The sequence below is a fragment of the Streptomyces sp. NPDC002623 genome (assembly GCF_053592635.1).
In genome coordinates, this window is sequence record NZ_JBSFWB010000012.1 from 48,103 (window position 1) to 74,198 (window position 26,096).

General features: G+C 71.3%; 25 protein-coding genes. 4 read left to right on the forward strand and 21 right to left on the reverse strand.

From position 1 onward, the window contains the following. Nucleotides 1–74 precede the first annotated feature (74 nt). From ACWD4O_RS22680 to ACWD4O_RS22775, 20 genes are all read right to left on the reverse strand, one after another. Nucleotides 75–197, reverse strand: coding sequence for a DUF6126 family protein (locus tag ACWD4O_RS22680; RefSeq protein ID WP_351920315.1), 123 nt, complete (start codon nt 195–197; stop codon nt 75–77). Then, the gene (locus ACWD4O_RS22685) at nt 194–850 is read right to left on the reverse strand and encodes a helix-turn-helix domain-containing protein (protein ID WP_451282251.1); all 657 of its coding nucleotides are present in this window, start codon (nt 848–850) and stop codon (nt 194–196) included. Before ACWD4O_RS22685 ends, ACWD4O_RS22680 begins: the two co-directional genes overlap by 4 nt. Before the next feature lie 85 nt (nt 851–935). After that, complete coding sequence (locus ACWD4O_RS22690; RefSeq protein ID WP_451282253.1) at nt 936–2,321, reverse strand: aspartate aminotransferase family protein; 1,386 nt, start codon at nt 2,319–2,321, stop codon at nt 936–938. After that, a complete protein-coding gene (gene dxs / locus ACWD4O_RS22695; RefSeq protein WP_451282255.1) occupies nt 2,318–4,207 on the reverse strand; it encodes a 1-deoxy-D-xylulose-5-phosphate synthase in 1,890 nt (629 codons plus the stop codon). Before dxs ends, ACWD4O_RS22690 begins: the two co-directional genes overlap by 4 nt. A 26-nt stretch (nt 4,208–4,233) precedes the next feature. Continuing rightward, on the reverse strand, nt 4,234–5,391 hold the full coding sequence (ispG, locus tag ACWD4O_RS22700) for a flavodoxin-dependent (E)-4-hydroxy-3-methylbut-2-enyl-diphosphate synthase (protein ID WP_451282257.1): 1,158 nt from the start codon (nt 5,389–5,391) through the stop codon (nt 4,234–4,236). 5 nt (nt 5,392–5,396) lie between these two features. Continuing rightward, the gene (gene hpnH, locus ACWD4O_RS22705; protein WP_351920325.1) at nt 5,397–6,419 is read right to left on the reverse strand and encodes an adenosyl-hopene transferase HpnH; all 1,023 of its coding nucleotides are present in this window, start codon (nt 6,417–6,419) and stop codon (nt 5,397–5,399) included. 5 nt (nt 6,420–6,424) lie between these two features. Next, on the reverse strand, nt 6,425–7,066 hold the full coding sequence (locus ACWD4O_RS22710) for a phosphorylase family protein (RefSeq protein WP_451282260.1): 642 nt from the start codon (nt 7,064–7,066) through the stop codon (nt 6,425–6,427). Continuing rightward, nucleotides 7,066–9,093 carry a squalene--hopene cyclase gene (gene shc / locus ACWD4O_RS22715; RefSeq protein ID WP_451282262.1) on the reverse strand — a complete coding sequence of 676 codons (2,028 nt, stop codon included), beginning with the start codon at nt 9,091–9,093 and terminating at the stop codon, nt 7,066–7,068. Before shc ends, ACWD4O_RS22710 begins: the two co-directional genes overlap by 1 nt. Before the next feature lie 119 nt (nt 9,094–9,212). Next, nucleotides 9,213–10,277 carry a polyprenyl synthetase family protein gene (locus ACWD4O_RS22720; protein ID WP_451282565.1) on the reverse strand — a complete coding sequence of 355 codons (1,065 nt, stop codon included), beginning with the start codon at nt 10,275–10,277 and terminating at the stop codon, nt 9,213–9,215. Nucleotides 10,278–10,351: 74 nt separating this feature from the next. After that, the gene (gene hpnE / locus ACWD4O_RS22725) at nt 10,352–11,773 is read right to left on the reverse strand and encodes a hydroxysqualene dehydroxylase HpnE (RefSeq protein ID WP_451282263.1); all 1,422 of its coding nucleotides are present in this window, start codon (nt 11,771–11,773) and stop codon (nt 10,352–10,354) included. Beyond that, entirely contained in the window at nt 11,770–11,922 is a 153-nt protein-coding gene (locus tag ACWD4O_RS22730) for a DUF6380 family protein (RefSeq protein ID WP_451282265.1), read from the reverse strand. Before ACWD4O_RS22730 ends, hpnE begins: the two co-directional genes overlap by 4 nt. After that, nucleotides 11,922–12,872, reverse strand: coding sequence for a presqualene diphosphate synthase HpnD (gene hpnD / locus ACWD4O_RS22735; RefSeq protein ID WP_451282267.1), 951 nt, complete (start codon nt 12,870–12,872; stop codon nt 11,922–11,924). Before hpnD ends, ACWD4O_RS22730 begins: the two co-directional genes overlap by 1 nt. Continuing rightward, a complete protein-coding gene (hpnC, locus tag ACWD4O_RS22740) occupies nt 12,869–13,780 on the reverse strand; it encodes a squalene synthase HpnC (protein WP_451282269.1) in 912 nt (303 codons plus the stop codon). Before hpnC ends, hpnD begins: the two co-directional genes overlap by 4 nt. A 378-nt stretch (nt 13,781–14,158) precedes the next feature. Continuing rightward, entirely contained in the window at nt 14,159–14,959 is an 801-nt protein-coding gene (locus tag ACWD4O_RS22745) for an ABC transporter ATP-binding protein (RefSeq protein ID WP_358804089.1), read from the reverse strand. Beyond that, nucleotides 14,952–15,881, reverse strand: coding sequence for an ABC transporter permease (locus ACWD4O_RS22750; RefSeq protein ID WP_450948042.1), 930 nt, complete (start codon nt 15,879–15,881; stop codon nt 14,952–14,954). Before ACWD4O_RS22750 ends, ACWD4O_RS22745 begins: the two co-directional genes overlap by 8 nt. Before the next feature lie 99 nt (nt 15,882–15,980). Further along, on the reverse strand, nt 15,981–16,826 hold the full coding sequence (locus tag ACWD4O_RS22755) for a glycosyltransferase family 2 protein (protein WP_451282566.1): 846 nt from the start codon (nt 16,824–16,826) through the stop codon (nt 15,981–15,983). 35 nt (nt 16,827–16,861) lie between these two features. Next, complete coding sequence (locus tag ACWD4O_RS22760; RefSeq protein WP_451282271.1) at nt 16,862–17,641, reverse strand: CDP-alcohol phosphatidyltransferase family protein; 780 nt, start codon at nt 17,639–17,641, stop codon at nt 16,862–16,864. Next, nucleotides 17,619–18,680 (reverse strand): iron-containing alcohol dehydrogenase family protein, encoded by a 1,062-nt coding sequence (locus ACWD4O_RS22765; protein ID WP_451282273.1) that lies wholly within the window; start codon nt 18,678–18,680, stop codon nt 17,619–17,621. Before ACWD4O_RS22765 ends, ACWD4O_RS22760 begins: the two co-directional genes overlap by 23 nt. Continuing rightward, nucleotides 18,668–19,420 (reverse strand): phosphocholine cytidylyltransferase family protein, encoded by a 753-nt coding sequence (locus ACWD4O_RS22770; RefSeq protein ID WP_451282275.1) that lies wholly within the window; start codon nt 19,418–19,420, stop codon nt 18,668–18,670. The genes ACWD4O_RS22765 and ACWD4O_RS22770 overlap by 13 nt, the downstream gene beginning before the upstream one ends. Beyond that, complete coding sequence (locus ACWD4O_RS22775) at nt 19,417–21,210, reverse strand: DUF5941 domain-containing protein (RefSeq protein WP_451282277.1); 1,794 nt, start codon at nt 21,208–21,210, stop codon at nt 19,417–19,419. The genes ACWD4O_RS22770 and ACWD4O_RS22775 overlap by 4 nt, the downstream gene beginning before the upstream one ends. A gap of 332 nt (nt 21,211–21,542) precedes the next feature. On the opposite strand from ACWD4O_RS22775, the gene galE reads away from it, so the two are divergent. The 3 genes from galE (at nt 21,543) to idi (ending at nt 24,395) form a co-directional block, all read left to right on the forward strand. Next, nucleotides 21,543–22,511 carry a UDP-glucose 4-epimerase GalE gene (gene galE, locus ACWD4O_RS22780; RefSeq protein ID WP_451282279.1) on the forward strand — a complete coding sequence of 323 codons (969 nt, stop codon included), beginning with the start codon at nt 21,543–21,545 and terminating at the stop codon, nt 22,509–22,511. Between the two features lie 161 nt (nt 22,512–22,672). Then, entirely contained in the window at nt 22,673–23,608 is a 936-nt protein-coding gene (locus ACWD4O_RS22785) for a cation diffusion facilitator family transporter (RefSeq protein WP_450948036.1), read from the forward strand. A 193-nt stretch (nt 23,609–23,801) separates the two neighbouring features. After that, the gene (gene idi, locus ACWD4O_RS22790; RefSeq protein WP_451282282.1) at nt 23,802–24,395 is read left to right on the forward strand and encodes an isopentenyl-diphosphate Delta-isomerase; all 594 of its coding nucleotides are present in this window, start codon (nt 23,802–23,804) and stop codon (nt 24,393–24,395) included. Nucleotides 24,396–24,415: 20 nt separating this feature from the next. Here idi and ACWD4O_RS22795 read toward each other — a convergent pair whose 3' ends face one another. Next, complete coding sequence (locus ACWD4O_RS22795) at nt 24,416–24,940, reverse strand: ATP-binding protein (protein ID WP_451282568.1); 525 nt, start codon at nt 24,938–24,940, stop codon at nt 24,416–24,418. 297 nt (nt 24,941–25,237) lie between these two features. Here ACWD4O_RS22795 and ACWD4O_RS22800 point away from each other — a divergent pair, with 297 nt between their 5' ends. Further along, complete coding sequence (locus tag ACWD4O_RS22800) at nt 25,238–25,987, forward strand: enoyl-CoA hydratase/isomerase family protein (protein WP_451282283.1); 750 nt, start codon at nt 25,238–25,240, stop codon at nt 25,985–25,987. The last annotated feature ends 109 nt before the right edge of the window (nt 25,988–26,096 follow it).

Here is a 26,096-nt window from a genome sequence, read left to right on the forward strand (position 1 = left end):
CCGACTGACCGACCTGCCGGCCGACCCCACCGGTTGGCCTACCGGTTGGCCTACCGGTGGACCTACCGGTCGGCCTACTGGTTGGCGCCCGCCTCGAACAGCAGCCAGAGGAACGCCGCGAAGGCGTGTCCGACCGCGATGTAGATGATCAGCCGGATCCAAATGCCGCGCGGGATCTTCTCCTCGGTGTTGCTCATGACGTCACTCCGGTCCGGGACGGGTCGGGGCCCAGGCACAGTGTGGCCGTGGGGCTCTGCAGCAGGGTGTGCACGAAAAGGAGCTCGACCCCGTCGGCGTCCTGCGCGGCGAGGCGGTGCGGGGTCAGCGAGTCGAAGTGCGCGCTGTCCCCGGGCCCGAGCAGGTCGGTGGTGTCGCCCAGGCGCAGCCGCAGCCGCCCGCGCAGGACGTGCAGCCACTCCTCCCCGGGATGCACGCGCACGATGTCGCCCTGGGAGCCGTGGGGGACGTGGACGCGCAGGGCCTGCATCCCGCGCCCGGAGGCGCCGGCCTGCCAGTACGTCCAGCCGCCCGCGTGGGTCGGCTCCATGTCGGCGGCGCGCACGATTGCGTCCCGGTCGACGACCGTCTCGCCGAGCAGCTCCGAGACGGTCGTACCGTAGATACGGGCGAGCGCGAGCAGCATCGGCAGCGAGGGCTGCCGCTGCCCGGTCTCCAGCCGGGAGAGATGGGCGGGCGACAGCCCGGCGACGGCGGCCGCGGCCTCCAGGGTGAGGGCGGCCCGGCGGCGCAGGGCGCGCAGCTGGGGGGCGACGACGGGAAGAGCCTCGACCGGCGGGGCCTGCCGGGCCTGCGGGGTCGAGGGCTCGGTCCCGGACTCGGACGAGCTCATGTCCCCATTCCACGCCCGACTTGCCTCTGGGGCAAGTTTCTTGCCCCAGAGGCAAAAACGGCCGGGCCGAGGGCCGCCGACGGATTCAGCGGTTGGCGACCGCCTGCTTGACCAGCGTCTTGCTGAAGTCCCACATCAGGCCGCCACCGCTGTGCGCGTCGTCCATCACGGCCGTGAAGGCGTCGACGAACCGGTCCACCTCCCGCTCGCCGATGATCAACGGCGGGATCAGCTTGATCACCTCCAGGTGGTCGCCGGAGACCTGGGTGAGGATCCGGTGCCGTTGCAGCAGCGGTACGACCACCATCTGCGCGAACAGTCCCTTGCGCGCCGCCTGGAGCATGGTCCAGCGGCCGCGCAGCTTCAGCGACCGGGGTCTGCCGAACTCGATGCCGATCATCAGGCCCCGGCCGCGGACGTCGGCCAGCAGCTCGTACTTGTCGATCAGGGCGGCGAGCCGGGACCTGAGCAGGTCGCCGGTGACGCGGGCGTTCGCGACGATCTGCTCGTTCTCCATGACGGACAGCACGGCGAGCCCGGCCGCCATGGCCTGGGCGTTGGAGCCGAAGCTCGCCGAGTGCACCAGCACGCGGTCCATCGACGAGTAGACCTTCTTGAAGATCCAGTCCTTGCCGAGGGTGGCCCCGACCGGCACATATCCCCCGGACAGCGCCTTGGCCACGCACACCAGGTCCGGTTCGACGCCGTCCTCGTGCTGGTAGGCGTAGAAGTCACCGGTGCGGCCGAGCCCGGTCTGGACCTCGTCGACGACGAGCAGCGCCTTGTGCCGGTGCAGCAGTTCCTGCGCGGCCCGCAGATATCCGGGCGGCGCCTCCAGCACTCCCTTGCCCTGGATCGGCTCGACGATCAGGGCGGCGACGTCCCCCTTCTTCAGCTCCCGGGCCAGGGCGTCGAGATCGCCGAGGGGGACGGCCGTGTCGGGCAGCAGGGGCGCGAACCCGTCCCGGAAGCCGGACTCGCCGTTGACCGACAGCGAGCCCGTGGTGAGCCCGTGGAAGGCGTGGTCGCAGTACAGGACCCTCGGCCTGCCGGTGGCGTACCGGGCGAACTTCAGCGCGGTCTCCACGGCCTCGGTGCCGCTGTTGCCGAAGAACACCCGGTCGAGGTGCGGGCTGTGCGCGAGCAGCTTCTCGGCCAGCAGCCCGGGCAGCGGCTGGCAGTCGAAGCGGGTGAGATCGGCGAGCGAGGCGTCGAGGACGTCGTGCAGCGCCTTGCGGACCACGGGGTGGTGGCGGCCCAGGCCCATCACCCCGAACCCGGCGAGCATGTCCAGGTAGTCGTCGCCGTCCGCGTCCCAGAAGTAGGCGCCCTCGCCGCGTTCGTAGACCTTGTCGAAGCCGATGGTGTGCAGCATGCGCGGCAGTTGGTGGTTCAGATACCTGCCGTGCAGTTCGTAGCGCTCGGCTCCGCGCTCGGCGAGGAGGGCGCCGAGGTCGAACTCCGTGGTCATTCCGCTTTCTCCTTGACGTCCTTGACGGCCAGGCTCGCGCTGATCCGGCCGGCGACCTCGACGGGCGTGAGGCCGATGTCGGCGAGCACCTCGGCGCGCTTGGCGTGCGCGAGGAACTGCTCCGGGATCCCGAACCGCCGTACGGGCACGTCGACTTCGGCGTCGCCCAGGGCCAGCGCGACCGCCGATCCGACGCCGGCGGCACGGCTGTTGTCCTCGACCACGGCCACCAGAGCGTGCTCGGCGGCGAGGCCGGGCAGCGCGGGGTCGACGGGTTTGACCCACCGGGGGTCGACGACCGTGCAGCCGACGCCCCGGGCGGCCAGCAGCTCGGCGGCCTGCAGACACACCGGCGCCATCACGCCGACGGCCACCAGGAGCACGTCCGTCCGCTCTCCCCGGTGCAGCACGTCCATGCCGCCGACCCGGCCGACGGCCGGCACCTGCGGTCCGACCGACTCCTTCGGGAAGCGGACCAGGGTCGGCGCGTCGTCCACCGCGACCGCCTCCCGCAGTTGGGCGCGCAGCTGCTCGGCGTCGCGTGGGGCGGCGATCCTGAGCCCCGGCACGACCTGGAGGACGGACATGTCCCACATGCCGTTGTGGGACGCGCCGTCGACGCCGGTGACCCCGGCCCGGTCCAGCACGAACGTGACCCCGCAGCGGTGCAGGGCCACATCCATCAGCAGCTGGTCGAAGGCGCGGTTGAGGAACGTGGCGTAGACGGCGACCACCGGGTGCAGGCCGCCGGTCGCCAGTCCGGCCGCGCTGACGGCCGCGTGCTGCTCGGCTATGCCGACGTCCCACACGCGGTCCGGGAAGCGTTCGGCGAACCCGGCGAGCCCCACCGGGTGCAGCATCGCCGCGGTGATCGCCACGACGTCGTCGCGTTCCTCGCCGATCGCCACGATCTCGTCGCCGAAGACGGACGTCCAGGACGGCCCGCCGGCCGGGGTGAGCGGCGCGCAGGTGAGGGGGTCCATCGCGCCGACGGTGTGGAAGTGGTCCTCCTCGTGCGCGAGGGCGGGCTCGTAGCCGCGCCCCTTCTCGGTCAGGCAGTGCACCAGCACCGGCCCGTGGAAGCGCTTGGCCCGGCGCAACGCGGACTCCACGGCCTTGACGTCGTGTCCGTCGATCGGGCCGACGTACTTCAGGCCGAGGTCCTCGAACATGCCCTGCGGGGCGAACGCGTCCTTGAAGCCCTTCTTCGCACCGTGCAGGGACTCGTACACGGTGTGGCCGACGACCGGGGTGCGCAGCAGTACGTCCTTCCCCCAGGCCAGCACCTTCTCGTAGCCGTCGGTCGTGCGCAGGGTCGCCAGATGGTTGGCGAGCCCGCCGATGGTCGGCGCGTAGGAGCGCTCGTTGTCGTTGACGACGATGATCAGCGGCCGGTCCTTGGCGGCCGCGATGTTGTTCAGCGCCTCCCAGGCCATGCCGCCGGTCAGCGCGCCGTCGCCGATGACGGCGACCACATGGCCCTTCTCGCCCAGCACCTGGCGGGCCTTGGCGAGGCCGTCGGCCCAGCCGAGCGCGGTGGAGGCGTGACTGTTCTCGATGACGTCGTGCTCGGACTCCTCACGGGAGGGATAGCCGGACAGGCCGCCCTTGCCGCGCAGCTTGGAGAAGTCCTGACGTCCCGTCAGAAGCTTGTGCACATAGCTCTGGTGGCCGGTGTCCCACAGGATGCGGTCGACGGGCGACTCGAAGACCCGGTGGAGGGCGATGCTCAGTTCCACCACGCCCAGGTTGGGCCCCAGATGCCCGCCGGTCCTGGCGACCGCGTGCACCAGGAACTCCCTTATCTCTTCGGACAGTTCGCCGAGCTCCGGCTCGGACAGCGCCTTCAGGTCGCGTGGTTGCCGGATGTTCTCCAGGATCGTCACGTCGGGCCCCCTTAGGTCCGTGCTGTTCAACTCACGGTGACGGCCGGCTCCCCCGCCGTGACGCCGTCCTGCTCCATCTGCTCGGCGATCTTCATCGCCTCCTCGATCAGGGTCTCCACGATCTTCGACTCGGGGACGGTCTTGACGACCTCGCCCTTCACGAAGATCTGCCCCTTGCCGTTGCCGGAGGCGACCCCCAGATCCGCCTCGCGCGCCTCGCCGGGGCCGTTGACCACACACCCCATGACGGCGACCCGCAACGGGACCTCCATGCCCTCCAAGCCGGCCGTGACCTCGTCGGCCAGCTTGTAGACGTCCACCTGGGCCCGCCCGCACGACGGACAGGAGACGATCTCCAGCCGCCGTTCCTTGAGGTTCAGGGACTGCAGGATCTGGATGCCGACCTTGACCTCCTCGACCGGCGGCGCGGACAGCGACACCCGGATCGTGTCCCCGATGCCCTGCGAGAGCAGCGCGCCGAAGGCCACCGCCGACTTGATCGTGCCCTGGAACGCGGGGCCGGCCTCCGTGACGCCCAGGTGCAGCGGGTAGTCGCACTGGGCGGCGAGCTGCCGGTAGGCCTCGATCATCACGACCGGGTCGTTGTGCTTGACGGAGATCTTGAGGTCGCGAAAGCCGTGCTCCTCGAAGAGGGACGCCTCCCACAGCGCGCTCTCCACCAGGGCTTCCGGCGTCGCCCTGCCGTACTTCTGCAGCAGCCGCCGGTCCAGCGAGCCGGCGTTCACCCCGATCCGGATCGGGGTGCCGTGGTCCTTCGCGGCGCGGGCGATCTCCCGCACCTTGTCGTCGAACTGCTTGATGTTGCCGGGGTTCACGCGGACGGCCGCGCAGCCCGCCTCGATCGCCGCGAACACGTACTTGGGCTGGAAGTGGATGTCGGCGATCACCGGGATCTGCGACTTGCGGGCGATGGTCGCGAGGGCGTCCGCGTCGTCCTGGGTGGGACAGGCGACGCGGACGATCTGGCAGCCGGAGGCGGTGAGTTCGGCGATCTGCTGCAGGGTGGCGCCGATGTCCGACGTACGGGTCGTCGTCATCGACTGCACCGACACCGGGGCCCCGCCCCCGACCGCCACCGCACCGACCTGGATGCGCCGCGACTCGCGTCGCGACGCCACCGGCCGCAGGGGCATCGCGGGGACGCCCAGGGAGACTGCGGTCACGGCCGTCACTCCCGGTTTCCGTTGACGGTCTCCCGCAGGGCCCGCAGGGACTCCTTGAGGGAGCCCATGGTGGCGAGGACGGCGGTGGGCTCGTAGCCGCAGTGCGCCATGCAGTTGGCGCAGCGCGGGTCCTTGCCGCGGCCGTACTTGTCCCAGTCGGTGTCCTCGATCAGCTCCCGGTAGGTCGGCACGTACCCGTCGCTCATCAGGTAGCAGGGCCGCTGCCAGCCGAAGAGCGAGTAGTTCGGGATCGCCCACGCGGTGCACGGGAAGTCGACCTTGCCCTCCAGGAAGTCCAGGAAGAGCGGGGAGTGGTTGAGCCGCCACTTGCTCCGGTTGCCGCCCGCGAAGGCCTTCTTGAACAGCTCGCGGGTCTGCTCCACGCCCAGGAAGTGCTCCTGGTCGGGCGCCTTCTCGTAGGCGTAGGCGGGCGAGATCATCATCTCGTCGACCTTGAGGTCGTCGTTGAGGAAGTTGAGCACCTCGATGATGGTCTGCGGGGTGTCGGTGTTGAAGAAGGTCGAGTTGGTGGTCACCCGGAAGCCGCGCTGCTTGGCCTCCTTGATCGCCGCCACGGCCTCGTCGAACACGCCCTCCTTGGCCACCGACTCGTCGTGCCGCTCGCGCAGCCCGTCGATGTGCACGGCGAAGGCGAAGTAGGGGGACGGCGTGAACTTCTCCATCTTCTTGCGCAGCAGCATGGCGTTGGTGCAGAGGAAGACGTACTTCCTCTTCGCCACCAACTGTCGGACGATCTCGTCGATCTGAGGGTGCATCAGGGGCTCACCGCCCGCGATGGACACCATCGGCGCACCGGACTCCAGCACCGCACCCACGGCCTGGGCGACCGGCATGCGCTGCTTGAGCACCCCCGCCGGGTGCTGGATCTTGCCGCAGCCCTCGCACTTGAGGTTGCAGGCGAAGAGGGGTTCCAGCTCGACGATGAGCGGGAACTTGTCCCGCTTGCGGAGCTTCTGTTCGGCCAGGTATGTAGCGACCTTGATGGACTGGCGCAGCGGCATGGCCATGTGGCTCACCTCCGGGGGAGCAGAACATTACGGTGCCATTCGAAAAAAGCAGGCAGGACGGAACGAAGAACGCGGAAAGCTGATATTCCACCGCGCACCGTGCCGATCCGGACGAGTTCATGTTCTGGAGCGTCCACGACCACCCGGACGGCCGCAACCGGGCGCAGTTCGGTGCGCACGGCGCTCAGGAGCGTGGCCGCCGACTCCATGTCGACCGCGATCGCGCCGGTCGCGAGCAGGTCCGCCCGCTCCGCGCCGCGCACGACGTGGTCGGAGCCGGTCAGGGGCCCGGTGTGGACGGTCCGTCCGGGCAGGGTGCGCACGAGCTCCTTGACGAGCAGTTCGGTGCCGACGCAGGGGACACTGCCGCGCGGGTCGCGGGTCTCCTCGGCGACGACCAGGTCGCCGGGGTGCATGCCGGGGGCGAGCCCGGCGCAGAACCCCGTGGCCAGCACGGCCGCGCCGGCCAGCACCGGGTCGGTCAGGACCCCGGTGACCGAGCGCTCCGCCGCCCTCGGCCCCATGCCCGTCCGCAGGACGGTGACCGGCCCGCCCGCCCCGCTCCGGTCGCCCATGCGCAGGGCGAGCTGCTCGATGCCGAGCGCGCAGGCGATCAGCAGCGGGGCCGGGACGGGCTGTGTGCTCATCAGCTCCCCTTGGCCTCGGCGGCGGCGGACGCCGCGTGCGATGCGGACTTCTTGCGATACGGCTCCCCGTGCACGTACCGGCCGAGTGCGGTCAGCGGGAAGACCAGCCGGTAGAGGTGGTAGTTGATCGAGAAGTCCCACGGGAAGCCGGTGCCGGTGAAGTAGGGCTCGTCCCAGGAGCCGTCCTCCCGCTGGGTCTGCGCCAGCCAGGCGATGCCCCGCTCGACGGTCTTGGAGTCCTGCTCCCCGGCCGCCAGCAGTGCCATGAGCGCCCACGCCGTCTGGGAGGCCGTCGAGGCGCCGCGGGCGCTGAACCGGGCGCCGTCCAGGTAGGAGCGCAGGTCCTCGCCCCAGCCGCCGTCGTCGTTCTGCACCCGCTCCAGCCAGCCGACCGCCGCCCTGATCGCGGGGTGCCGGGCGGGCAGGCCGGCCGCGACGAGGGCCGGCACCACCGAGCCGGTGCCGTAGACGTAGTTGACGCCCCAGCGCCCGAACCACGAGCCGTCCGGCTCCTGTTCGGCCAGCAGCCACTCGATGCCGCGCCGGGTGCGCGGGTCGTGCGAGAGCCCCTCGACGGCCAGCATCTCCACCACATGGGCCGTCACGTCGGCGGACGGCGGGTCGATGACCTCGCCGAAGTCGCAGAACGGCAGCCGGTTGGGGAACGGGCTGGTGTTGTCGACGTCGAAGGCGCCCCACGCGCCGTTCCTCGACTGCATCCCGAGGTTCCAGCGCACCCCGCGCGCGATGGCCCGCTCCATCCGCTCCGGGTCGTGGTGCTCGACCCGGCGCAGGGCGAGCACCACCTCGGCGGTGTCGTCGATGTCGGGGTAGTTGTCGTTGTGGAACTCGAACGCCCAGCCGCCGGGCGGCAGTCCGGGCCGGCGCACCGACCAGTCGCCGGGGCGCACGACCTGTTCGCCGAGCATCCAGTCGGCGGCCTTGACCAGTTGCGGGTGGTCGGCGGGGAGCCCCGCGTCGGCGAGCGCGATGGTCGCCAGGCAGGTGTCCCACACCGGCGACTGGCAGGCCTCGATCATCCGGGCGCCGTCCTCGCGCCACACGGCGTACCGGTCGAGGGACTCCAGCCCGGCCCGCATGACCGGGTGCTGAAGGTCGTAGCCGAGCAGATGCAGGGCGATCACCGAGTACACGGCGGGCGGCTGGATCCCGCCCCAGCAGCCGTCGTTCTCCTGGCGCTCGATGATCCAGCGGGCGGCGGAGTTCAGGGCCGCCTTGCGCAGCCGGCGCACCGCGACCGACCGATAGCCGCGCACCACCTTGTCGAGCCGCTGGAAGAGCCCGTCCCAACTGTTCACCGGCGCGAGGGGCCGCGGCGGGTTGGGGTTCGCGGGGTCGGTGTGCAACTCGTCGAGCGGGAACGGCGCCGGGCGCACCGGGCGCTTCGCCGACACGACGGTGAGCGGCACGATCGTCTGGCGCGCCCAGCAGCCGAAGTTGTAGATGCTGAGCGGGAACCACCTGGGGAAGTACAGGAGTTCCGGCGGGAGTTCGGGCAGGTCCTCCCACTTCCACCAGCCGAACAGGGCCAGCCAGATCCGGGTGAAGACCCGGGCGCCGGCGATGCCTCCCTGGTCGCGGATCCAGGCGGCGGCCTTGTGCATATGGGGTGCGTCGGGGGCGTCGCCGTCCAGACGGAGGGCGACGTACGCCTCGATGGTGGCGGAGAGGTCGGGCGGGCCGCCGTAGAAGGTGGCCCAGGTGCCGTCCTCGCGCTGCTCCCCGCGGACAAAAAGGGCCGTGGCCCGGGTGGTCGCCTCGTCCCGGATGCCCAGGAACTGGCGGAGCAGCAGGTCCTCGGCGTCCATGGTGACGTTCGTCTCGAGGTCGCCCTTCCACCAGCCCTCGGCGTCCTGTCGGGCGAGCAGGAAGTCGGTGGCGCGTTGCATGGCGCGGGCCGCGGCTTCTTGTACCCCGGCCGCCACGGGGATGGTGATGTCGGTTTCGCTGGCCGCGGCAGCGCGGGGCGGCAGTGCCCCGGTGCTTCCGTCGGTCGTCGCTGTCATGGCTTCCCCTTCGTGCAGTGTGCATGTCGTTGCGTCTGCTGTGGGTCCGCCGTCGGCCGGTGCTGTCTCTCCTCGCACACCGGCCGGCGACTACGCGAGGGCTATTCGACCGATAGTGATCATCTCTTTCGTACGACGACGAAGTCGGCGAGCGCCGTGAACCGGTCCCGCACCTGCTCGGGCATGTCGACGGCGTTCAGGGAGTCGATGGCGACGGTGTGCTGACGGCGTGCTTCCTCGGCGGTCCACTCACGGCCGCCCGCCTCCTCGATCAGCGCGGCGCGGGCCGCGAACTCCTCCTCGGAGAAGGTCTCGAAGTCGCTGCTCTTGGCGTCCGCGGCGAGCATCTCGCCGAGCCGCTCGGAGGCGGAGCCGCCCGCCGCGAGCGCGGCCACCACGGGCAGGGACTTCTTGCGCTGGCGCAGGTCGCTCCAGGTCTGCTTGCCGGTGGCGACCGGGTCGCCCCAGATGCCGAGGAGGTCGTCGACGGCCTGGAAGGCCAGGCCGAGGTGGTAGCCGTACTTCTCCAGCGTGTCGGCGGTGCGCTCGTCCGCGCCGCCGAGCACGGCGCCGATGGAGCTGGCGCAGGCCAGCAGGGCGCCGGTCTTGTTGCCCTCCATCTCCAGGCACTCCTCGACGCTCACGCGGTCGCGGTGCTCGTAGGAGATGTCCTGGGCCTGGCCGTCGATCAGGGCGCGGGTGGCGGTGGTCAGGCGGCGGGTCGCGCGGCCCGCCTCCACCGTGCCGAGTTCGAGGAGGATCTCGTTGGCGAGGGCGAACAGGGCGTCGCCGACCAGGATGGCCTGGGCGGGGCCGTGCACCTTCCAGACGGTGTCGCGGTGCCGGCGCTGCTCGTCGCCGTCCATCAGGTCGTCGTGCAGGAGCGAGAAGTTGTGCACCAGTTCCACGGCGACCGCGCCGGGGATGCCGACCTCGGGGGCCGCCCCCGTGACCTCGGCGGAGAGCACGGCGAGCGCCGGGCGCACCGCCTTGCCGCCGTCGCCGTCGGTCGGCCGGCCCTGGGCGTCGATCCAGCCGAAGTGATAGGCGGCGACCGTGTCCATGGGCGACGCCAGACGGTCGACCGCCGCCCGCAGCACCGGTGTGGCCAGGGTGCGGCCGCGCTCCAGGAGCGCGGTCACGTCCACCGCCGTCCTCCGAGCGGCCGGCATGGCCGGGGGCACAGTGGGCACAGTTTCTCCTCTTGTTGCGGTACCGGAGGGGGTGCGGGGGTGTGCCGAGCCGTGCTGATCGAGCATCACGCCGCCTCCTCGAATGCGAAGAGTCGGCTGGGTCGGGGCCGGCCGAGGGCGCTCAGCGCGGCGTCGGCCGCACTCACGCCGCTGCGGACCGCACTCTCCATGGTCGCGGGCCACCCTGTGGCGGTCCACGCTCCGGCCAGGTACAGGCCGGGGGCTCTGGTGCGGGCGCCGGGCCGCAGACGCCCGACGCCGGGGGCGGGGGCGAACGTCGCCGTGCGCTCCCGGGTCACGAAGAAGTCCTGCACCTCGGCGCCGCGCGTGCCCGGCAGCAGCTTCTCCAGCTCGGGCAGGTAGCGCTCGCGCAGTGCGGCGACGGGAGTGTCGATCTCGTCCTGCGCGGCGGACTGGGACAGGGCGAGGTACTGGCCGGTGCGCAGCCCGGAGGCATGGGTGCGGTCGAAGACCCACTGCACGGGGGTGCCGAGGGCCGCGAAGAACGGCTTGTCGAGCACCTTGCGGTCGTAGACGACGTGGACGTTGAGGATGGGCGCGACGCCGATCTCCAGCAGCCGCCGCGCGTCGTCCAGCGCCCCTTCGGGGAGCAGGTCGTAGGCCTCGCGCTGGGGCACGGCGAGCACGACCGTGTCGGCGCGGAGCGTCTCGCCGGGAACCTGAACGCTCCAAGTCCCGTTCTCGTCAGTAGAGATGGAGGTGACGCGTGTACGGACCTCGGTGCGCACGCCCGCGGAGTCGAGCGCCTTGCGGGCGAGCCGGTCGTGCAGTTCGCCCAGCGGGACATGCGCCCAGCCGATGTCGGCGGCGCCCGGGTCGGACAGCAGACCGGTCTTGAACACCATCGCGGCGAGAGCGAGCGAGGAGTCGCCCGCGACCGCGTTGAGGGTGGCGACCCCGACCAGGTCCCACAGTGCCTCGACGGCGCGTGCCGACTGGCCGTGCGCGGTCAGCCAGCTGCCGAAGTCGGTTGCGTCCAGGGCCGGATCGGCGAGGTCGAGCCCTTTGAGCGCGAGCGCGGCCCGGCCCACTCTGGCGCGTTCGGCGAGGGAGAGATGCGGATACGCGGCGAGGCTGCGCCCCAGATGCAGGGGCACGGGCAGTGCGTCGCGCCGCAGTCTGCCCAGCCGCCGCCCCTCGGGCTTGGCGAGGTCGACGACGGGCACGTCGAGGCGGTTCTGCAACGGCGCCAGCGCGGCGCCCTCGATCCGGTCGAGGAACCAGCGGTAGGCGGTGCAGCAGCGCAGATACACGTGCTGTCCGTTGTCGACGGTCAGTTCGCCGCGCTGGAAGGAGAAGGCCAGGCCGCCCAGCCGGGGCCGGCCTTCGAGCAGCGTCACGCGTACGCCCGCGTCCGCGAGCGCGAGTGCGGCGGTCACCCCGGCGAGCCCGCCCCCGACGACGACCGCGCTGCGTCCTGCGGGACCGGACGCCCCCTCGGCGTCCGCGAGCTGCTCGTCGTTCATCGTGCACCCTCCCGTGCAGGCCGGCCATGGTGCTTGAACTTTGCACCGCAGGCCGTCGCAGTCAGGGACGCCGCGCCGCACCGGAGGGTTGCGCGCCGCTTTTCGCCGGTGGAATCACCTTGGCCCACTGTGTCGCCCGCCGCGTCCATCAGGTGTGCCTCCTGACGGTCTGCCGTGACACATGCCGGGCGTCCAGTCCCGACAGGCCGCGCACGGCGACGTAGGCCTTCTCCCGGCCGGGCAGCGAGACCCGGCCGCGCAGCACCGCCTCGGGGTCGCGCTCGATGCGGTCGAGGAGACGGCGGTAGATGCCGGCCATGGCGGCGACACAGGCGCCGCTGCGCCGGTCGAGCAGGGGAAGCAGCCGGTAGCCCTCGGCGAACAGGGTGCGGGCCCGGCGCACCTCGAAGTGGACGAGGCCCGCGAAGTCGGAGCCCTCCGGCGGCTTCGGTCCGTCGAACCCGGCCGAGCAGCCGAACTTGGCGAGGTCGTCGGCGGGCAGATAGGTCCGGCCGCCCGCCGCGTCCTCACGGACGTCTCTGAGGATGTTCGTGAGCTGGAGTGCGAGCCCGAGCGTGTCGGCGTACTCCGGCGCGCGCTCGACGCCGCGCGCCCCCGGCTCGGTGCCGAACACCCCGAGCGAGAGTCGCCCGATGGCGCCCGCCACACAGCGGCAGTACGCCTTCAGGTCGTCCCAGGTCTCGTAGGTCTCGCCGCGCACGTCCATCAGCACGCCGTCGATCAGCTCGTCCAGCCCGCCCAGCGGGACCGGGAAGACCCGGGCCGTGTGCGCGAGGGCGACCGCGACGGGGTCGGTGTCGTCCTCCTCGACCTCGCCCGCACGCAGCCGGGTGAGCAGCGCGCGGGTGTCCTCGAGCCTGGCGATCTTGACGTCGTCGTCCAGCGCGCCGTCGCCGATGTCGTCGACACGGCGCGAGAGCGCGTACAGGGCCGACATCGCGCGGCGCTTGGGCGTGGGCAGCAGTCTGATGCCGTACGCGAAGTTACGGGCCTGCTGTCCGGTGACGGCCTCGCAGTAGCCGTAGGCGGCGAGTACCGGTGCGGACACGTGCGGTGACGACTCCACGGTCCGGATCACCCCTCTCCTCGCAGGGTCACGCCCACCTCGCGCAGCAATTTCAGCTTGCCGGGCTTGGGCGGGCCGGGAAGTACGTCGTATTCGGCGGCGGCGATCGCGTGGATCGCCGCCCGTCCCCCCGCCACGAACCCTGCGAGCAGCAGCCTCAGCCTGCCGTGGACGCTACCCACCAGGGGGGCACCTTCATTCAGGAGATCGCGGGCGCGTTGCGCTTCGTACGCGACCAGTGCGCGCACCGATGCGCCCGCGGTTGCGGTGGCGAGATCGGCTTCCTGGACGTGGAAGCGCTTCATGTCCGCGGCGGGCAGATAGACACGGTCCTGACCGAGGTCCTCGGTCACGTCCTGCAGGTGCTCGACGATCTGCAGTGCGGTGCAGATCGCGTCGGAGAGCCGGATCCGCTCGGGGGTCGAGGTGCCGGTCACCGCGAGGACGAGGCGGCCGACGGGGTTGGCCGACAGTTCGCAGTAGGCGAGCAGGTCGTCGTAGGTCTCGTAGCGGGTGACGAGCTGGTCCTGCCGGTTGGCGGCGATCAGGCCGAGAAAGGGCTCGGGGGTGAGCGAGTGACGGCGCACGGTCGGCTGGAGGCGGCGCAGCAGAGGGTGGCGGGGGGTGCCGTCGAACACGCCGAAGACCCGGTGCAGATCGGCCTCGAAGGCGTCCAACAGGACCAGGCGGTCCTCGGCCTCGGCGGCCGACACGCCGAGCAGCCGGGCGTCGGCGCCGCCCGGGGCCAGGTCGCCGTCGCCGATGTCGTCGACGAGCCGGGCGAAGCCGTAGACCGCCATCAGATCGTCGCGCCAGGCCCTGGGCAGGAAGAACGGGGCCACGGGGAAGTTCTCGTGCGCGGCCTTGTCGAGCGTGCCGCGTTCGGGGTCGCCGGTGCGTGGCGCGACCGGCGCCGTCATCGTCGGCCGCCCGGGGCGGGGACGGCACGGCCTGCGTCGAGCTGGGGAGTTTCCGTAGCCATTGCCGTCACATCTCCCGTTCTACACTGCGGACCTAATACGCACTATTTCGGACACGCCGCCCGGCCGCCCGCGCGGCGGCCCGGACCATGGGTGTCGCGCATTATCGCCCCACTTGATGCATTTGGGGACCGGTCCAGCTTACGTTGTACAACGGAGTGCGGTTCGCGGGGGTGTCCTGCACATCACAACAACACACCGATTGGCGTCAAGATTCCTAAGGCGCCGCGGAGTTGACGCTTCCTTTGCAGACGCAGGGCCCCGCCGGACAGTTCCGGCGAGGCCCTGGCCCGCATCACACCGCCTACCCTGCCTGTCCTACTTGGCGGAGAACTTCTCGTACTCCCTGAGGACCTCTTCGGTCGGTCCGTCCAGGCGCAGTTCGCCGCGTTCCAGCCAGAGCACACGGTCGCAGGTGTCCCTGATCGACTGGTTGCTGTGGCTGACCAGGAACACCGTGCCGGCCTGCTCGCGCAACGCCCGCACCCGCGCCTCGGAACGCCTGCGGAACTTCGCGTCGCCGGTGGCCAGGGCCTCGTCGATCATCAGCACGTCGTGGTCCTTCGCCGCGGCGATGGAGAAGCGCAGCCGGGCCTGCATGCCGGAGGAGTAGGTGCGCATCGGCAGGGTGATGAAGTCGCCCTTCTCGTTGATGCCGGAGAAGTCGACGATCTCCTGGTAGCGCTCCTTGATCTGCTCGCGGGACATGCCCATCGCCAGACCGCCGAGCGTCACGTTGCGTTCGCCCGTGAGGTCGTTCATCAGGGCCGCGTTGACGCCGAGGAGGGAGGGCTGGCCGTCGGTGTAGACCTTGCCCTTCTCCGGCGGCAGCAGACCGGCGATGGCGCGCAGCAGCGTGGACTTGCCGGAGCCGTTGGAGCCGATCAGGCCGATGGCCTCGCCGCGGTGGGCGACGAAAGAGACGCCCCTCACGGCGTGCACCTTGCGCACCCCGCGCTGCTCGTCGTCGGAGCCGCGCCTGACGATCCGGCTGAGGGCGGCGGTCGCGCTGCCCTTGCCGGTCTTGGCCGCGTTGACGCGGTACACGATGTGGACCTCGTCGGCGATGACGGTCGGGACGTGCTGTCCCGACCGTTGCCCCGCGAGCGGCTCAGCCACGGCCGTACCTCTCCTCGGCCTTCCAGAAGTACACGAAGCCGCCGATGGCCACCAGCGCCGCCCAGCCGCCCGCGACCGCCCAGACATGGTCGGGGAGGTTCTCGGCGCCGTACTCGTCTATGAGCGCGAAGCGCATCAGGTCCATGTAGATGGCGGCCGGGTTCCACTGCAGGACGTTCGCCACCCACTGCGGCTTGTCCGCGAGGAAGACGGGGATGGAGAACATCACGCCGGACGCGTACATCCACGTCCGCATCACGAACGGCATCAGCTGCGCCAGGTCGGGGGTCTTCGCGCCGGCCCGGGCGAACACCAGCGCCAGGCCGGTGTTGAAGCAGAACTGCAGGACCAGCACCGGGACGATCAGCGCCCAGGACGCGTCCGGGTAGCTGCCCATGCCGATCACCACGAGGAACAGCACGAGCATCGAGTACAGCAACTGCTGGAGCTGCTGCAGCGCGAAGGAGATCGGCAGCGAGGCGCGCGGGAAGTGCAGGGCGCGAACCAGGCCCAGGTTCCCGGAGATCGCGCGGACGCCGCTCATCACCGAGGTCTGCGTGAAGGTGAACACGAAGACGCCCGTGACCAGGAAGGGGATGTACACCTCCTTGGACATCCCCCTGCTGGCGTCGAGGAGCACACCGAAGATCATGAAGTACACGAAGGCGTTCAGCAGCGGCGTGGCCACCTGCCACAGCTGGCCGAGCTTCGCCTGGCTGTACTGGGCGGCCAGCTTCGCCTGGGAGAACGCCAGGATGAAGTGACGGCGCCCCCAGAGCTGGCGGACGTACTCGCGCAGCGGAGGCCGGGCGCCGCTGACGGCCAGCCCGTACTTGGCGGCCAGTTGCGCCGCCGTGAGGCCCTCGTCGGGCGACGGAGGCGCACTCACCGCGACTCCGACGTCATGCGTTGTCTCACTCACAAGTAGGAAACTTTCGTCTTCGGGATGCGCAGCCTTGACGAGGCTGGCATGAGCCGGGGAGCCCGCGGTACGGCCCGGGGGCCCTCAGGGACGAGCTTGTCAGATCACCGGCGGCCGGCCCAGCCGGGTCAGCCGCCATACCGTACGCCACTTGATGGGCCTGCGCGGCCCGCACGGGGTGCTCCAGCCTTCCCGGAAACCGCCCAACCACGCCTTCAGCGCGGCCCCCGAGGGGCGGCGCGCCAGCGTGAGCAGCAGCCAGACCCCGAGGTAGACCGGGATCAGCGGAGCGGGAAGGTTTCGGCGGGCCAGCCAGACGCGGTTGCGGGCGACCATGCGGTGGTACACCGCATGCCGCGACGGCGCGGTCGTCGGGTGGTACAGCACCATGTCGGACCGGTAGTCGATCATCCAGCCCGCGTCGAGAGCGCGCCATGCCAGGTCGGTCTCCTCATGAGCGTAGAAGAACTCGTCCGGAAGTCCGCCGACTTCTGCGAAGACCTTCGTACGGACGGCGTTGGCGCCGCCGAGGAAGGTCGTGACCCGGGAGGAGCGCATCGGGTCGGCGGCGCGCAGCCTGGGTACATGGCGGCGCTGGGTGACGCCGGTGTCCGGGTCGGCGATCCGGAAGCTGACGATGCCCAGCTTCGGATCGGCGTCGAAGGCCCGCCGGCACAGCTCGGCCGTGTCGTGCTGGGCGAGCAGGCCGTCGTCGTCGAGGAACAGCAGGACGTCGACGTCGCGGCCGCTGGGGCCGAAGGCATCGATGCCCACGTTGCGGCCGCCGGGGATACCGAGGTTCTCGGGCAGCTCGACCGTCCTGACGCCCTCGGGGACGTCCGGGACGGGCGAGCCGTTGCCGACCACGACGACCTCGACCTGGTCGCCGTCCTGCTTGGCCACCGAGTCGAGCAGGGCCCTGAGCTCGTCGGGGCGGTTGCCCATGGTGATGACGACCGCGCCGACCTTGACGGGCGCGCTCACTTCAGCCTGCTCGACACGAGGATGGACACCAGGTGCAGCAGGGTCTGCAGCAGCGCGATGCCCGCCAGTACGGCGACGCCGAGCCGGGAGAAGAACAGATCGCCGCGCATCTGGTCGGCAACGGCCAGGAGCAGGATCAGCAGCGACGCCTCGATGCCGAGGATCAGCCGGTGGAACTTGAGGGCGGCGGCGGCCCGGCGGGCCAGCGCCATGCCGGAGGAGCGCGGCTCGGACGCCGACTCCTTGACCGGCGGCAGCCCGCCCTGGTGCCGGGCGACGCCGACGAGGTCGGTCTCGGCCTTGATCATGATCGCGCCGAGCGCGGCCAGCGTGCCGAGGAAGGCCCACAGCCAGTCGATCCGGCCGCTGCCCCACAGGTCGGCGGCGCGCAGTCCGAAGCCGACCAGCACGGCCGCGTCGGTCAGATAGGCGCCGACCCGGTCCAGGTAGACGCCGGCGAGCGAGTACTGCTTCTTCCAGCGGGCGATCTCGCCGTCCACGCAGTCCAGCAGCAGGTACATCTGGACGCACACCACGCCGAGCACCGCGCCCGTGATCCCCGGCACCAGCAGGGCCGGGGCCGCCAGCACGCCGAAGACGGTCATCAGATACGTGAGCTGGTTGGGCGTGACCCTGGTGTTCACCAGGTAGCGGTCGACCCGCAGGGACACCTCACGCATGTAGAGGCGTCCCATCCAGTGCTCACCGCTGCGCCGGTCCTTCACCCCCGGGGGGTGCACGACCGGTCTGAGTTCAGCTACCGATGGCCTTGACATAGTCGGCGTAGATGTCCTTGATCTGTTCGGTCTTGAGGTCGAGGTGTTCGAGGATCGTGTAGCGGCCGGGCCGGGTCTCGGGGGCGAACTCCACGACGCGGACGAATTCGTCCACCGTGAAGCCGATCTCCTCCGGCAGGACCGGCAGTCCGTGCCGGCGCAGCACCTGGGCCATGTAGGCCGACTCCTCGACGGCGCCGCGCAGGTACATCGCGAAGGCCGCGCCGAGTCCGCACTGCTCTCCGTGGGCGGCCGCCCGCTTGGGGAAGAGCAGGTCGAAGGCGTGGTTGATCTCGTGGCAGGCGCCGGAGGACGGGCGGGAGTCGCCCGACACCGACATGGCGATGCCGCTGAGCACCAGCGCCTCGGCCAGCACCTGGAGGAAGTCGGTGTCCCCGATGCCGCCGGGGTGCCTGAGGACCGCCTCGCCGGCCTGGCGGGCGATCGCGGCGGCGAGGCCGTCGATCTTCTCGCCCTTGATCCGGTGGGCGAGCTCCCAGTCCGCGATGGCCGAGATGTTCGACACCGCGTCGCCGATGCCGGCCCGCACGAAGCGGACCGGGGCCTCGCGGATGACGTCCAGGTCGATCACGACGGCGATCGGGTTCGGGACGCCGTAGGAGCCCCGGCCGGCGTCGTTGTCGAGGGTGGCGACCGGCGAGCACAGGCCGTCGTGCGCCAGGTTCGTCGGCACGGCGACCAGCGGGAGGCCGACCCGCGCCGCGGCGAACTTGGCGCAGTCGATGATCTTCCCGCCGCCGAGCCCCACGACGGCGTCGTAGTGCCCGGCCTTTATGTCGCCGGCCAGCTGGACGGCGTCGTCGAGGGTGCCGCCGCCGACCTCGTACCAGGTGGCTCCGGGCAGGGCGGGGGTGAGGCGCTCGCGCAGCCGGGCGCCCGAGCCGCCGCTGACGGCGATCGCGAGCTTGCCGGAGTGCGAGATGCGCTCGTCGGCGAGCACCCCGACCAGGTCGTCGAGGGCACCCGGGCGGATGTCCACGACGACCGGCGAGGGGATCAGCCGGGTCAGTACTGGCACGCGATCTCCCGTCCACGGGCGAGGTCGTCGTGGTTGTCGATCTCCACCCACGCGACGTCGCCGATCGGTGCCACGTCGATGCGGAAGCCGCGGTCGACCAGCTCCTGGTAGCCGTGCTCGTAGAACTGCTGCGGGTCGGTCTCCCACACGGTCTTCAGCGCGTCGGCCAGTTCGAGTGCCGCGTCGCCCTCGATGAGGGTGACGCCGATGTACTCGCCGGTCGCCTCGGCCGGGTCCATCAGCTTGGTGATCTTCGTCATGCCCTGCTCGGGGTCGACGACGACCTTCATCTCCTCGTCCGCGAGCGACTTCACGGTGTCGAGGGCGAGGATGATCCTCTTGCCGTCGCCGCGGGCGGCGAGCAGCGTCCGCTCGACGGAGACCGGGTGCACGGTGTCGCCGTTGGCGAGGATCACGCCGTCCTTGAGGGCGTCACGGCCGCACCACAGGGAGTAGGCGTTGTTCCACTCCTCGGCCTTGTCGTTGTCGATGAGGGTGAGCTTGAGGCCGTACTTCGCCTCCAGCGCCGCCTGCCGCTCGTACACGGCCTCCTTGCGGTACCCGACGATGATCCCGACCTCGGTCAGGCCGATCTCGGCGAAGTTGGCGAGGGTGAGGTCGAGAACCGTGGGTTCGCCCTCTATGCCCGCAGGCCCCACCGGCACCAGTGCCTTGGGCAGGCTGTCGGTGTAGGGGCGCAGACGCCGTCCGGCGCCGGCCGCCAGCACGAGGCCGATCATGCGGGTTCTCCTTCATCGTGTACGGCTGGGGCCCCTGCGGAGACCCAGAAGCGGGTGCTCTCGACGAGCACCACGAGCGCGACGGCCACGGCGAGCACCGTGAGGGCGACGGCGAACTGCTCGCCGGTCAGCACCCACACCAGAACGGCGACCAGCAGCGTCCGACCGTCGTGCCCCCCGATCACGCGCACCAGCCAGGCCGGCGGCGCTCCGGCGTTGCCGCGGATGCGGTACACCGTGTCGTAGTGATGGTAGGCGACGGCGGACACGAGTCCGAAAGCTGCCGGAAGCGCTCCGTTCACATCGCTTCGTGCGGCCAGGATCAGCACGGTGCCGTACTCGGCGGCCCGGAAGACCGGGGGGACCAGCCAGTCGAGGCTGCCCTTGAGGGGGCGGGACACGGCGTCGGCGGACAGCAGCACGTAGACCGCGGCGCCGATGACGACCGACAGGCTCGGCCCGTCGATCCAGGCCGCGAGCAGCAGCAGGACGGCGCCGACGAGGGCGAAGGCGGGGGCCGGGACGCGGTGCCTGTTCGGCAGGGTGCGGGCGAGGAACTCGGCGGCCGGGCCGCTGTCCGCGAGGTCCGCGAGCGCCTTCGCCGCCCGGTCCGTCCGGCTGGCCCTGCGGGTCAGCGAGCGCAGCACGCGCCCGGCCGTGGTGTAGACGGCGGCGAAGGAGCAGCCGATCAGCAGCGCGTAGAAGGTGATGCGGGGGGTGGTGGCCGCGGTCAGGACGGCGATCATGGCCCATCGTTCGCCGATGGGCAGGACTATCATCCGCCGCACCCAGACCGTCCAGCCGACGCTGTCGAGCTTGTCGGAGAGGGCGGCGGTGGGGCTGGTGTTGGCGGTGGCGTCGTGGTTGGCCTCGTTGAAGGAGAAGTCCACGACGTGCCGGCAGGTCTGCAGGACCATGGCGCCCAGGGCGAGGGCCCACACGTCGTCGCCGCCGCGGGCCGCGCCGAGCGCGAGGCCGGCGTAGTAGGCGTACTCCTTGGCCCGGTCGAAGGTGGCGTCGAGCCAGGCGCCGAGCGTGGAGTACTGCAGCGAGTAGCGGGCCAGCTGGCCGTCGGTGCAGTCCAGTACGAAGGACGCTATGAGCAGGACGCCGGCCGCGACGAAGCCGCCGCGGGTGCCGGTGGCCGCACAGGCCGCCGCGATCAGCGCGGTGATCAGCGAGGCGGTGGTGACCTGGTTCGGGGTGAAGCCGCGGCGGGCGCACCAGCGGGCGATGTAGCGGGAGTACGGGCTGATGCAGTAGGTGGTGAAGAAGCCGTCGCGGGCCTTCACGGCCGACTTCAGGCGGACGGCCTCGTCGTCGACGGCGGCGACGGCCTGCCGTGCCTCGTTGCGGGCCTGCGGGTCGGCGGGGACCTCCGCGACCAGGCTGCCCAGCTCGGGGTGGTGCACCTCGGCGCCCTCGGCGTCCAGGACGGTGATCACTCGGTCCGCAAGGCTGTCCACAGCGAGCGCGGTGGCGCCGGTCGCGGAGTTCTCCCGGGCCAGTGCGCGGGTCAGGGCCTGGCGGCCGGCCGGCTGTGCGGTCACGGCGCCCGGGATCGCGGCGAGCGGGAAGCGCGGGTCGGTGAGGCCGAGGCGCAGCGCGTGCTCGTGGCCCACGAAGCGGGCGTCCACGACGGCGACGCGCCGGTCGCCGGGGACGGCGGCGAGAAGGGTCTCGGCCTCGGCGGCGTCGGAAGCGGTCCGGATCTCGAAGCCGAGGGACCGCAGATCGCCCTCGATCGACGATCCGGGGACCGGCGAGCCGGTGAGGATGGCGGTCGACAACCGAACTCACTCCCTGGGTCCGGCGCGTCAAACGCCGGTCATGTACACGGTAGGGGCGCCCCTTGGTCGCACCGGCGACTTCACCGGTGACTGCTCCAGGCGGGCGGCATTCGGCAGAGGCTATCGGATGCCGGGAAGCCCGTGTTCACCGCCCGTTCAGGCACGATCGACCTGGCCTCGCAGCGCGGCTTGAACTCCGTTTGAACCGCCCTTTGCCGAGATCATCATCGGTGATCGGCACCCCGGCCGACAAACCGCGCCCCCCAGACCTGACATCCGGGACATTGCCCCGGGCGGGGGTCTGCGCGCCCGTCGGCATAGGGTTTGGAGCCATGACATGGCTGATCACCGGCGGAGCCGGCTACATCGGGGCGCACGCGGCACGGGCCATGACCGCGGCCGGGGAGCGGGTCGTCGTCCTGGACGATCTCTCCACCGGGGCCGCCGCGCGCCTCGGAGCGGACGTGCCGCTCGTGAAGGGCTCGGCACTCGACACCGAGCTGGTCGCGCGGGTCCTCGCCGAGCACGACGTGACAGGTGTGGTGCACCTGGCCGCGCACAAGCAGGTCGGCCAGTCCGTGGCCCAGCCCGCCCGCTACTACCGGGACAACGTGGGCGGCCTGGCCGGCCTCCTCGAAGCGGTCGCCGAGGCCGGCATCCGGCGGTTCCTGTTCTCCTCCTCCGCGGCCGTCTACGGCAACCCGGACGTGGACCTCATCACCGAGGACACCCCGTGCGCGCCGGTGAACCCGTACGGCGAGACCAAACTCGCCGGCGAGTGGCTGGTCCGGGCGGCGGGACAGGCGCACGGCATCGCGACGACGTGCCTGCGCTACTTCAACGTGGCCGGGGCGGCGGCGCCCGAGCTGGCCGACACCGGCGTCTTCAACATCGTCCCGATGGTCTTCGACCGGCTCACCCGGGACGAGGCGCCGCGGATCTTCGGCGCCGACTACCCGACGCCGGACGGCACCTGCGTCCGCGACTACATCCACGTCGCGGATCTGGCCGAGGCGCATCTCGCGGCGGCCCGGCGGCTGACCGCGCCGGACGCGACGGGCGATCTGACGGTGAACATCGGCCGCGGCGAGGGCGTCTCGGTGCGCGAGCTGGTCACCCTCATCGGCGAGGTCACCGGCGACACCCGGCCGGCGGTCGTCGAGGGGCGCCGGCCCGGGGACGCGCCGCGCGCGGTGGCCTCGGCGGAGCTGGCGGCCCGGGAACTGGGGTGGACGGCCCGGCGCGGGGTACGCGAGATGGTCGACTCGGCGTGGCGGGGCTGGCGGCTGCACCACTCCTGAACCTCCGGTGAGGGTGCCCTGACCTGCGATTCGTTTCCGCAGGTCAGGGCACATGACAACGGTGTTCAGTGCCGCATTGCCGGATACCCCCCACCCGTAGTTCACTGTGATCCCGGGGCAGAACACCACGGCCCGCGACGGACCATAGAAGGGCTGTTTCCATGGGGGCTGGGCACGACCACGGCCACACGCACGCTCCGACCACCGGTACGGCCACGGCGGCGTACCGCGGCAGACTGAGCGTCGCCCTGTCGATCACGCTCGGCGTGATGGTGGTCGAGATCGTGGGCGGGCTGCTCGCGGACTCCCTGGCGCTGATCGCGGACGCGGCGCACATGGCGACGGACGCGCTGGGACTGGGCATGGCGCTGCTGGCGATCCACTTCGCGAGCCGGCCGCCGAGCGCGAAGCGCACCTTCGGGCTCGCCCGCGCCGAGATCCTGGCCGCCCTCGCCAACTGTCTGCTGCTGCTCGGGGTGGGCGGCTACGTCCTGTACGAGGCGATCCAGCGGTTCTTCACGCCGGCCGCCACCGAGGGCGGGCTGATGATCTGGTTCGGCGCGATCGGCCTGGTCGCGAACATGATCTCGCTCTCGCTGCTGATGCACGGTCAGGCGGAGAGCCTCAATGTGCGCGGGGCGTTCCTGGAGGTGGCCGCGGACGCGCTGGGCTCGGTGGCGGTGCTGATCTCGGCGGTGGTGATCCTCACCACCGGCTGGCAGACCGCTGACCCGATCGCCTCGCTGGTCATCGGCCTGATGATCGTGCCGCGGACCGTGAAACTGCTGCGCGAGACGCTCGACGTGCTGCTGGAGTCGGCTCCCAAGGACGTCGACATGGCGGAGGTCCGCACCCACATACTCGCCCTCGACGGGGTGGAGGACGTCCACGATCTGCACGCCTGGACGATCACCTCCGGGATGCCGGTGCTGTCGGCGCACGTGGTGGTGCGCTCGGACGTGCTGAACGCCATAGGGCACGAGAAGATGCTGCACGAGCTCCAGGGCTGCCTGGGCGACCACTTCGACGTGGAGCACTGCACCTTCCAGTTGGAGCCGATCGGACACGCGGAGCACGAGGCGCGGCTCTGTCACTGAGCGTGCGCCCGCCTCGTCCTGGCGGGGGCGTCCGCACACACGTTCCGGGCGGTTCCTGGCCCGGCACGCCGGGCAAGATCGCCTACGGGTTCCCTCTCCGCACCCGGGACATGCGCGCTTTCGCGCGAAGTGCCGGGAGTGCCGGGCGCGTGCGGCAGACTTGGGGGCGCGAGGACCGATGCTAAGGATGGGTATGCCGATCACACCTGCCACCGCGACACACAACTCTTCGAACGGCACCGCGGACGCGATCTTGCTGGAGCTGGTCGACGAGAACGGCGTCACGATCGGCACCGCGGAGAAGCTCGCCGCCCATCAGCCGCCGGGGCAGCTGCACCGCGCGTTCTCGGTGTTCCTCTTCGACGAGCGGGGCCGGCTGCTGCTCCAGCAGCGGGCGCTCGGCAAGTACCACTCCCCCGGCGTGTGGTCCAACACCTGCTGCGGTCACCCCTACCCCGGCGAGGCGCCGTTCGCGGCGGCCGCCCGGCGCACCTTCGAGGAGCTGGGCGTCTCCCCGTCGCTGCTCGCCGAGGCGGGCACGGTCCGCTACAACCACCCGGACCCGGACTCGGGCCTGGTGGAGCAGGAGTACAACCACCTGTTCGTCGGGCTGGTGCAGGCGCCGCTGCGGCCGGACGCGGCGGAGGTCGGCGACACGGCCTATGTGACGCCCGCCGAGCTGGCGGAGCGGCACGCGAAGGACACCTTCTCCTCCTGGTTCATGACGGTGCTGGACACGGCGCGGCCGGCGGTCCGGGAGCTGACGGGTCCCTCGGCCGGCTGGTGACCCGCGGGGCGCGCCGGCCGTCAGAGCGCGGGCACGGGCTTGAGCGGCAGGGCGGCCCAGATCACCTTGCCGCCGCTCGTCGTGTGCTCGACGTCGCACACCCCGCCGGCCTCCCTGGCGATCTCCCGCACCAGGAGCAGTCCCCGGCCTCCCGTCCGGCCGTGGTCGGCCTCCAGGGCGGTCGGGCGGTAGGGGTGTCCGTCCTCCACGGACACCCGTACCCACTCGGCTCCGACGGCGATCTCCACCGCGAGCATCGGCGACAGCACCGCCGCGTGCCGGACGGCGTTGGTCACCAGCTCGGAGACGATCAGCAGGATCCCGTGGGCCAGGTCGTCCGAGACGGGCACGCCCTGGCGGTACAGCAGGTCCCGGACGGCGTGCCGGGCCTGCGGGACCGAGGCGTCCACCGCGGCCGCGGTGAACCGCCAGACGCCCTCGTAGGGCAGCGGTCGCGGCACGCTCTCCCCGAGGGATTCGGGAGGTGCGCCCGAGCCCGGGCCGTCCTCTGGGCGTGGGTCGGGCCCGCGCCCTTGATCGTCCATCGTCCGGTCGCCACCCTCGCGCTCGATTGTCACCACACGTCGAGTGTTGGTAACGAGGTGCTTCCGACCGGATGACTGAACAGAAGTCAGCAGTTATCGAGCGCTTCCGACCGCCCATGGCGGCCACGGTCGACTGCAGGACCGTTTCTGTCCTCTCCGCGCCGCCTTCGCGCACTCTTCGGGTTGTACGGGTTCGACGGCACCGCTCTTCCCTTTTGACTCCCTTTGACGCCGGTGTCGCCCCTCTCACATCGGCCGTCTCGATCATGGAGCCCGTCGGGTGATTAGATCCTGAGCATGGAGCCCGAACTGCTGCACGGCGTCACCGACGCGGTCGCCACCGTCGTCCTGCACCACCCGGCGAAGCGCAACGCCATGACGGCCGCGATGTGGGCGGCGCTGCCCCCGTTGCTGGACGCCCTGGCCGCCGACCCCGGAGTGCGGGCGCTGGTGCTGACCGGTGCGGGCGGCACCTTCTGCGCCGGGGCCGACATCTCCACGCTGCAGGGGTCGCCGGAGGAGGCGCAGGGGCTGTCGGTACGGGCCGAGGAGGCCCTGGCCGCGTTCCCCAAGCCGACGCTCGCCGCGGTCCGGGGCCACTGCGTGGGCGGTGGCGCCCAGCTCGCCGCGGCCTGCGACCTGCGGTTCGCCGAGGAGGGCGCGCTGTTCGGGGTGACGCCGGCGAAGCTCGGGATCGTCTACGCGTCGTCCGCCACCCGGCGGTTGGTGTCCCTGGTGGGCCCGGCCACCGCCAAGTATCTGCTGTTCTCCGGCGAGCTGATAGAGGCGGAGCGGGCGCTGCGCACGGGGCTGGTCGACGAGGTGCTGCCCGCCGACGAACTCGACCAGCGCGTCGCGGAGTTCACGCGCGTGCTGGTGTCCCGCTCGCAGCTGACGCAGGCCGCCGCGAAGGAGTTCGCGAACGGACGCACGGACCGCGACGCCCACTGGCAGGCACAGGCGCGCGCGGCCGGCGACACCGCGGAGGGCGTCGCCGCGTTCCTGGAGCGCAGGGAGCCGCGCTTCACCTGGACGACGTCGGGCTGAAGCCGCCGCGGGCCGTGCGCGCCGGCCACCGCGGCGCCGCCGCCGTCCCGGGCCCGAAGCCCCGCCGGGGATGCGCCCTGATGCCCGGGTGTCGGCGTCACCTGCCACA

What these genes read in the sequence shown, in the direction of transcription:
- ACWD4O_RS22760 (WP_451282271.1), bottom strand. Translation starts at nt 17,641, where the DNA reads ATGTCAAGGCCATCGGTAGCTGAACTCAGACCGGTCGTGCACCCCCCG.
- shc (WP_451282262.1), bottom strand. Translation starts at nt 9,093, where the DNA reads ATGACAGCGACGACCGACGGAAGCACCGGGGCACTGCCGCCCCGCGCT.
- ACWD4O_RS22770 (WP_451282275.1), bottom strand. Translation starts at nt 19,420, where the DNA reads ATGATCGGCCTCGTGCTGGCGGCCGGCGCCGGACGGCGTCTGCGCCCC.
- galE (WP_451282279.1), top strand. Translation starts at nt 21,543, where the DNA reads ATGACATGGCTGATCACCGGCGGAGCCGGCTACATCGGGGCGCACGCG.
- ACWD4O_RS22785 (WP_450948036.1), top strand. Translation starts at nt 22,673, where the DNA reads ATGGGGGCTGGGCACGACCACGGCCACACGCACGCTCCGACCACCGGT.
- ACWD4O_RS22680 (WP_351920315.1), bottom strand. Translation starts at nt 197, where the DNA reads ATGAGCAACACCGAGGAGAAGATCCCGCGCGGCATTTGGATCCGGCTG.
- hpnE (WP_451282263.1), bottom strand. Translation starts at nt 11,773, where the DNA reads ATGAACGACGAGCAGCTCGCGGACGCCGAGGGGGCGTCCGGTCCCGCA.
- ACWD4O_RS22755 (WP_451282566.1), bottom strand. Translation starts at nt 16,826, where the DNA reads ATGGGCAACCGCCCCGACGAGCTCAGGGCCCTGCTCGACTCGGTGGCC.
- ACWD4O_RS22690 (WP_451282253.1), bottom strand. Translation starts at nt 2,321, where the DNA reads ATGACCACGGAGTTCGACCTCGGCGCCCTCCTCGCCGAGCGCGGAGCC.
- ACWD4O_RS22685 (WP_451282251.1), bottom strand. Translation starts at nt 850, where the DNA reads ATGAGCTCGTCCGAGTCCGGGACCGAGCCCTCGACCCCGCAGGCCCGG.
- ACWD4O_RS22795 (WP_451282568.1), bottom strand. Translation starts at nt 24,940, where the DNA reads ATGGACGATCAAGGGCGCGGGCCCGACCCACGCCCAGAGGACGGCCCG.
- ACWD4O_RS22730 (WP_451282265.1), bottom strand. Translation starts at nt 11,922, where the DNA reads ATGGACGCGGCGGGCGACACAGTGGGCCAAGGTGATTCCACCGGCGAA.
- hpnC (WP_451282269.1), bottom strand. Translation starts at nt 13,780, where the DNA reads ATGACGGCGCCGGTCGCGCCACGCACCGGCGACCCCGAACGCGGCACG.
- ACWD4O_RS22800 (WP_451282283.1), top strand. Translation starts at nt 25,238, where the DNA reads ATGGAGCCCGAACTGCTGCACGGCGTCACCGACGCGGTCGCCACCGTC.
- idi (WP_451282282.1), top strand. Translation starts at nt 23,802, where the DNA reads ATGCCGATCACACCTGCCACCGCGACACACAACTCTTCGAACGGCACC.
- ACWD4O_RS22710 (WP_451282260.1), bottom strand. Translation starts at nt 7,066, where the DNA reads ATGAGCACACAGCCCGTCCCGGCCCCGCTGCTGATCGCCTGCGCGCTC.
- hpnH (WP_351920325.1), bottom strand. Translation starts at nt 6,419, where the DNA reads ATGGCCATGCCGCTGCGCCAGTCCATCAAGGTCGCTACATACCTGGCC.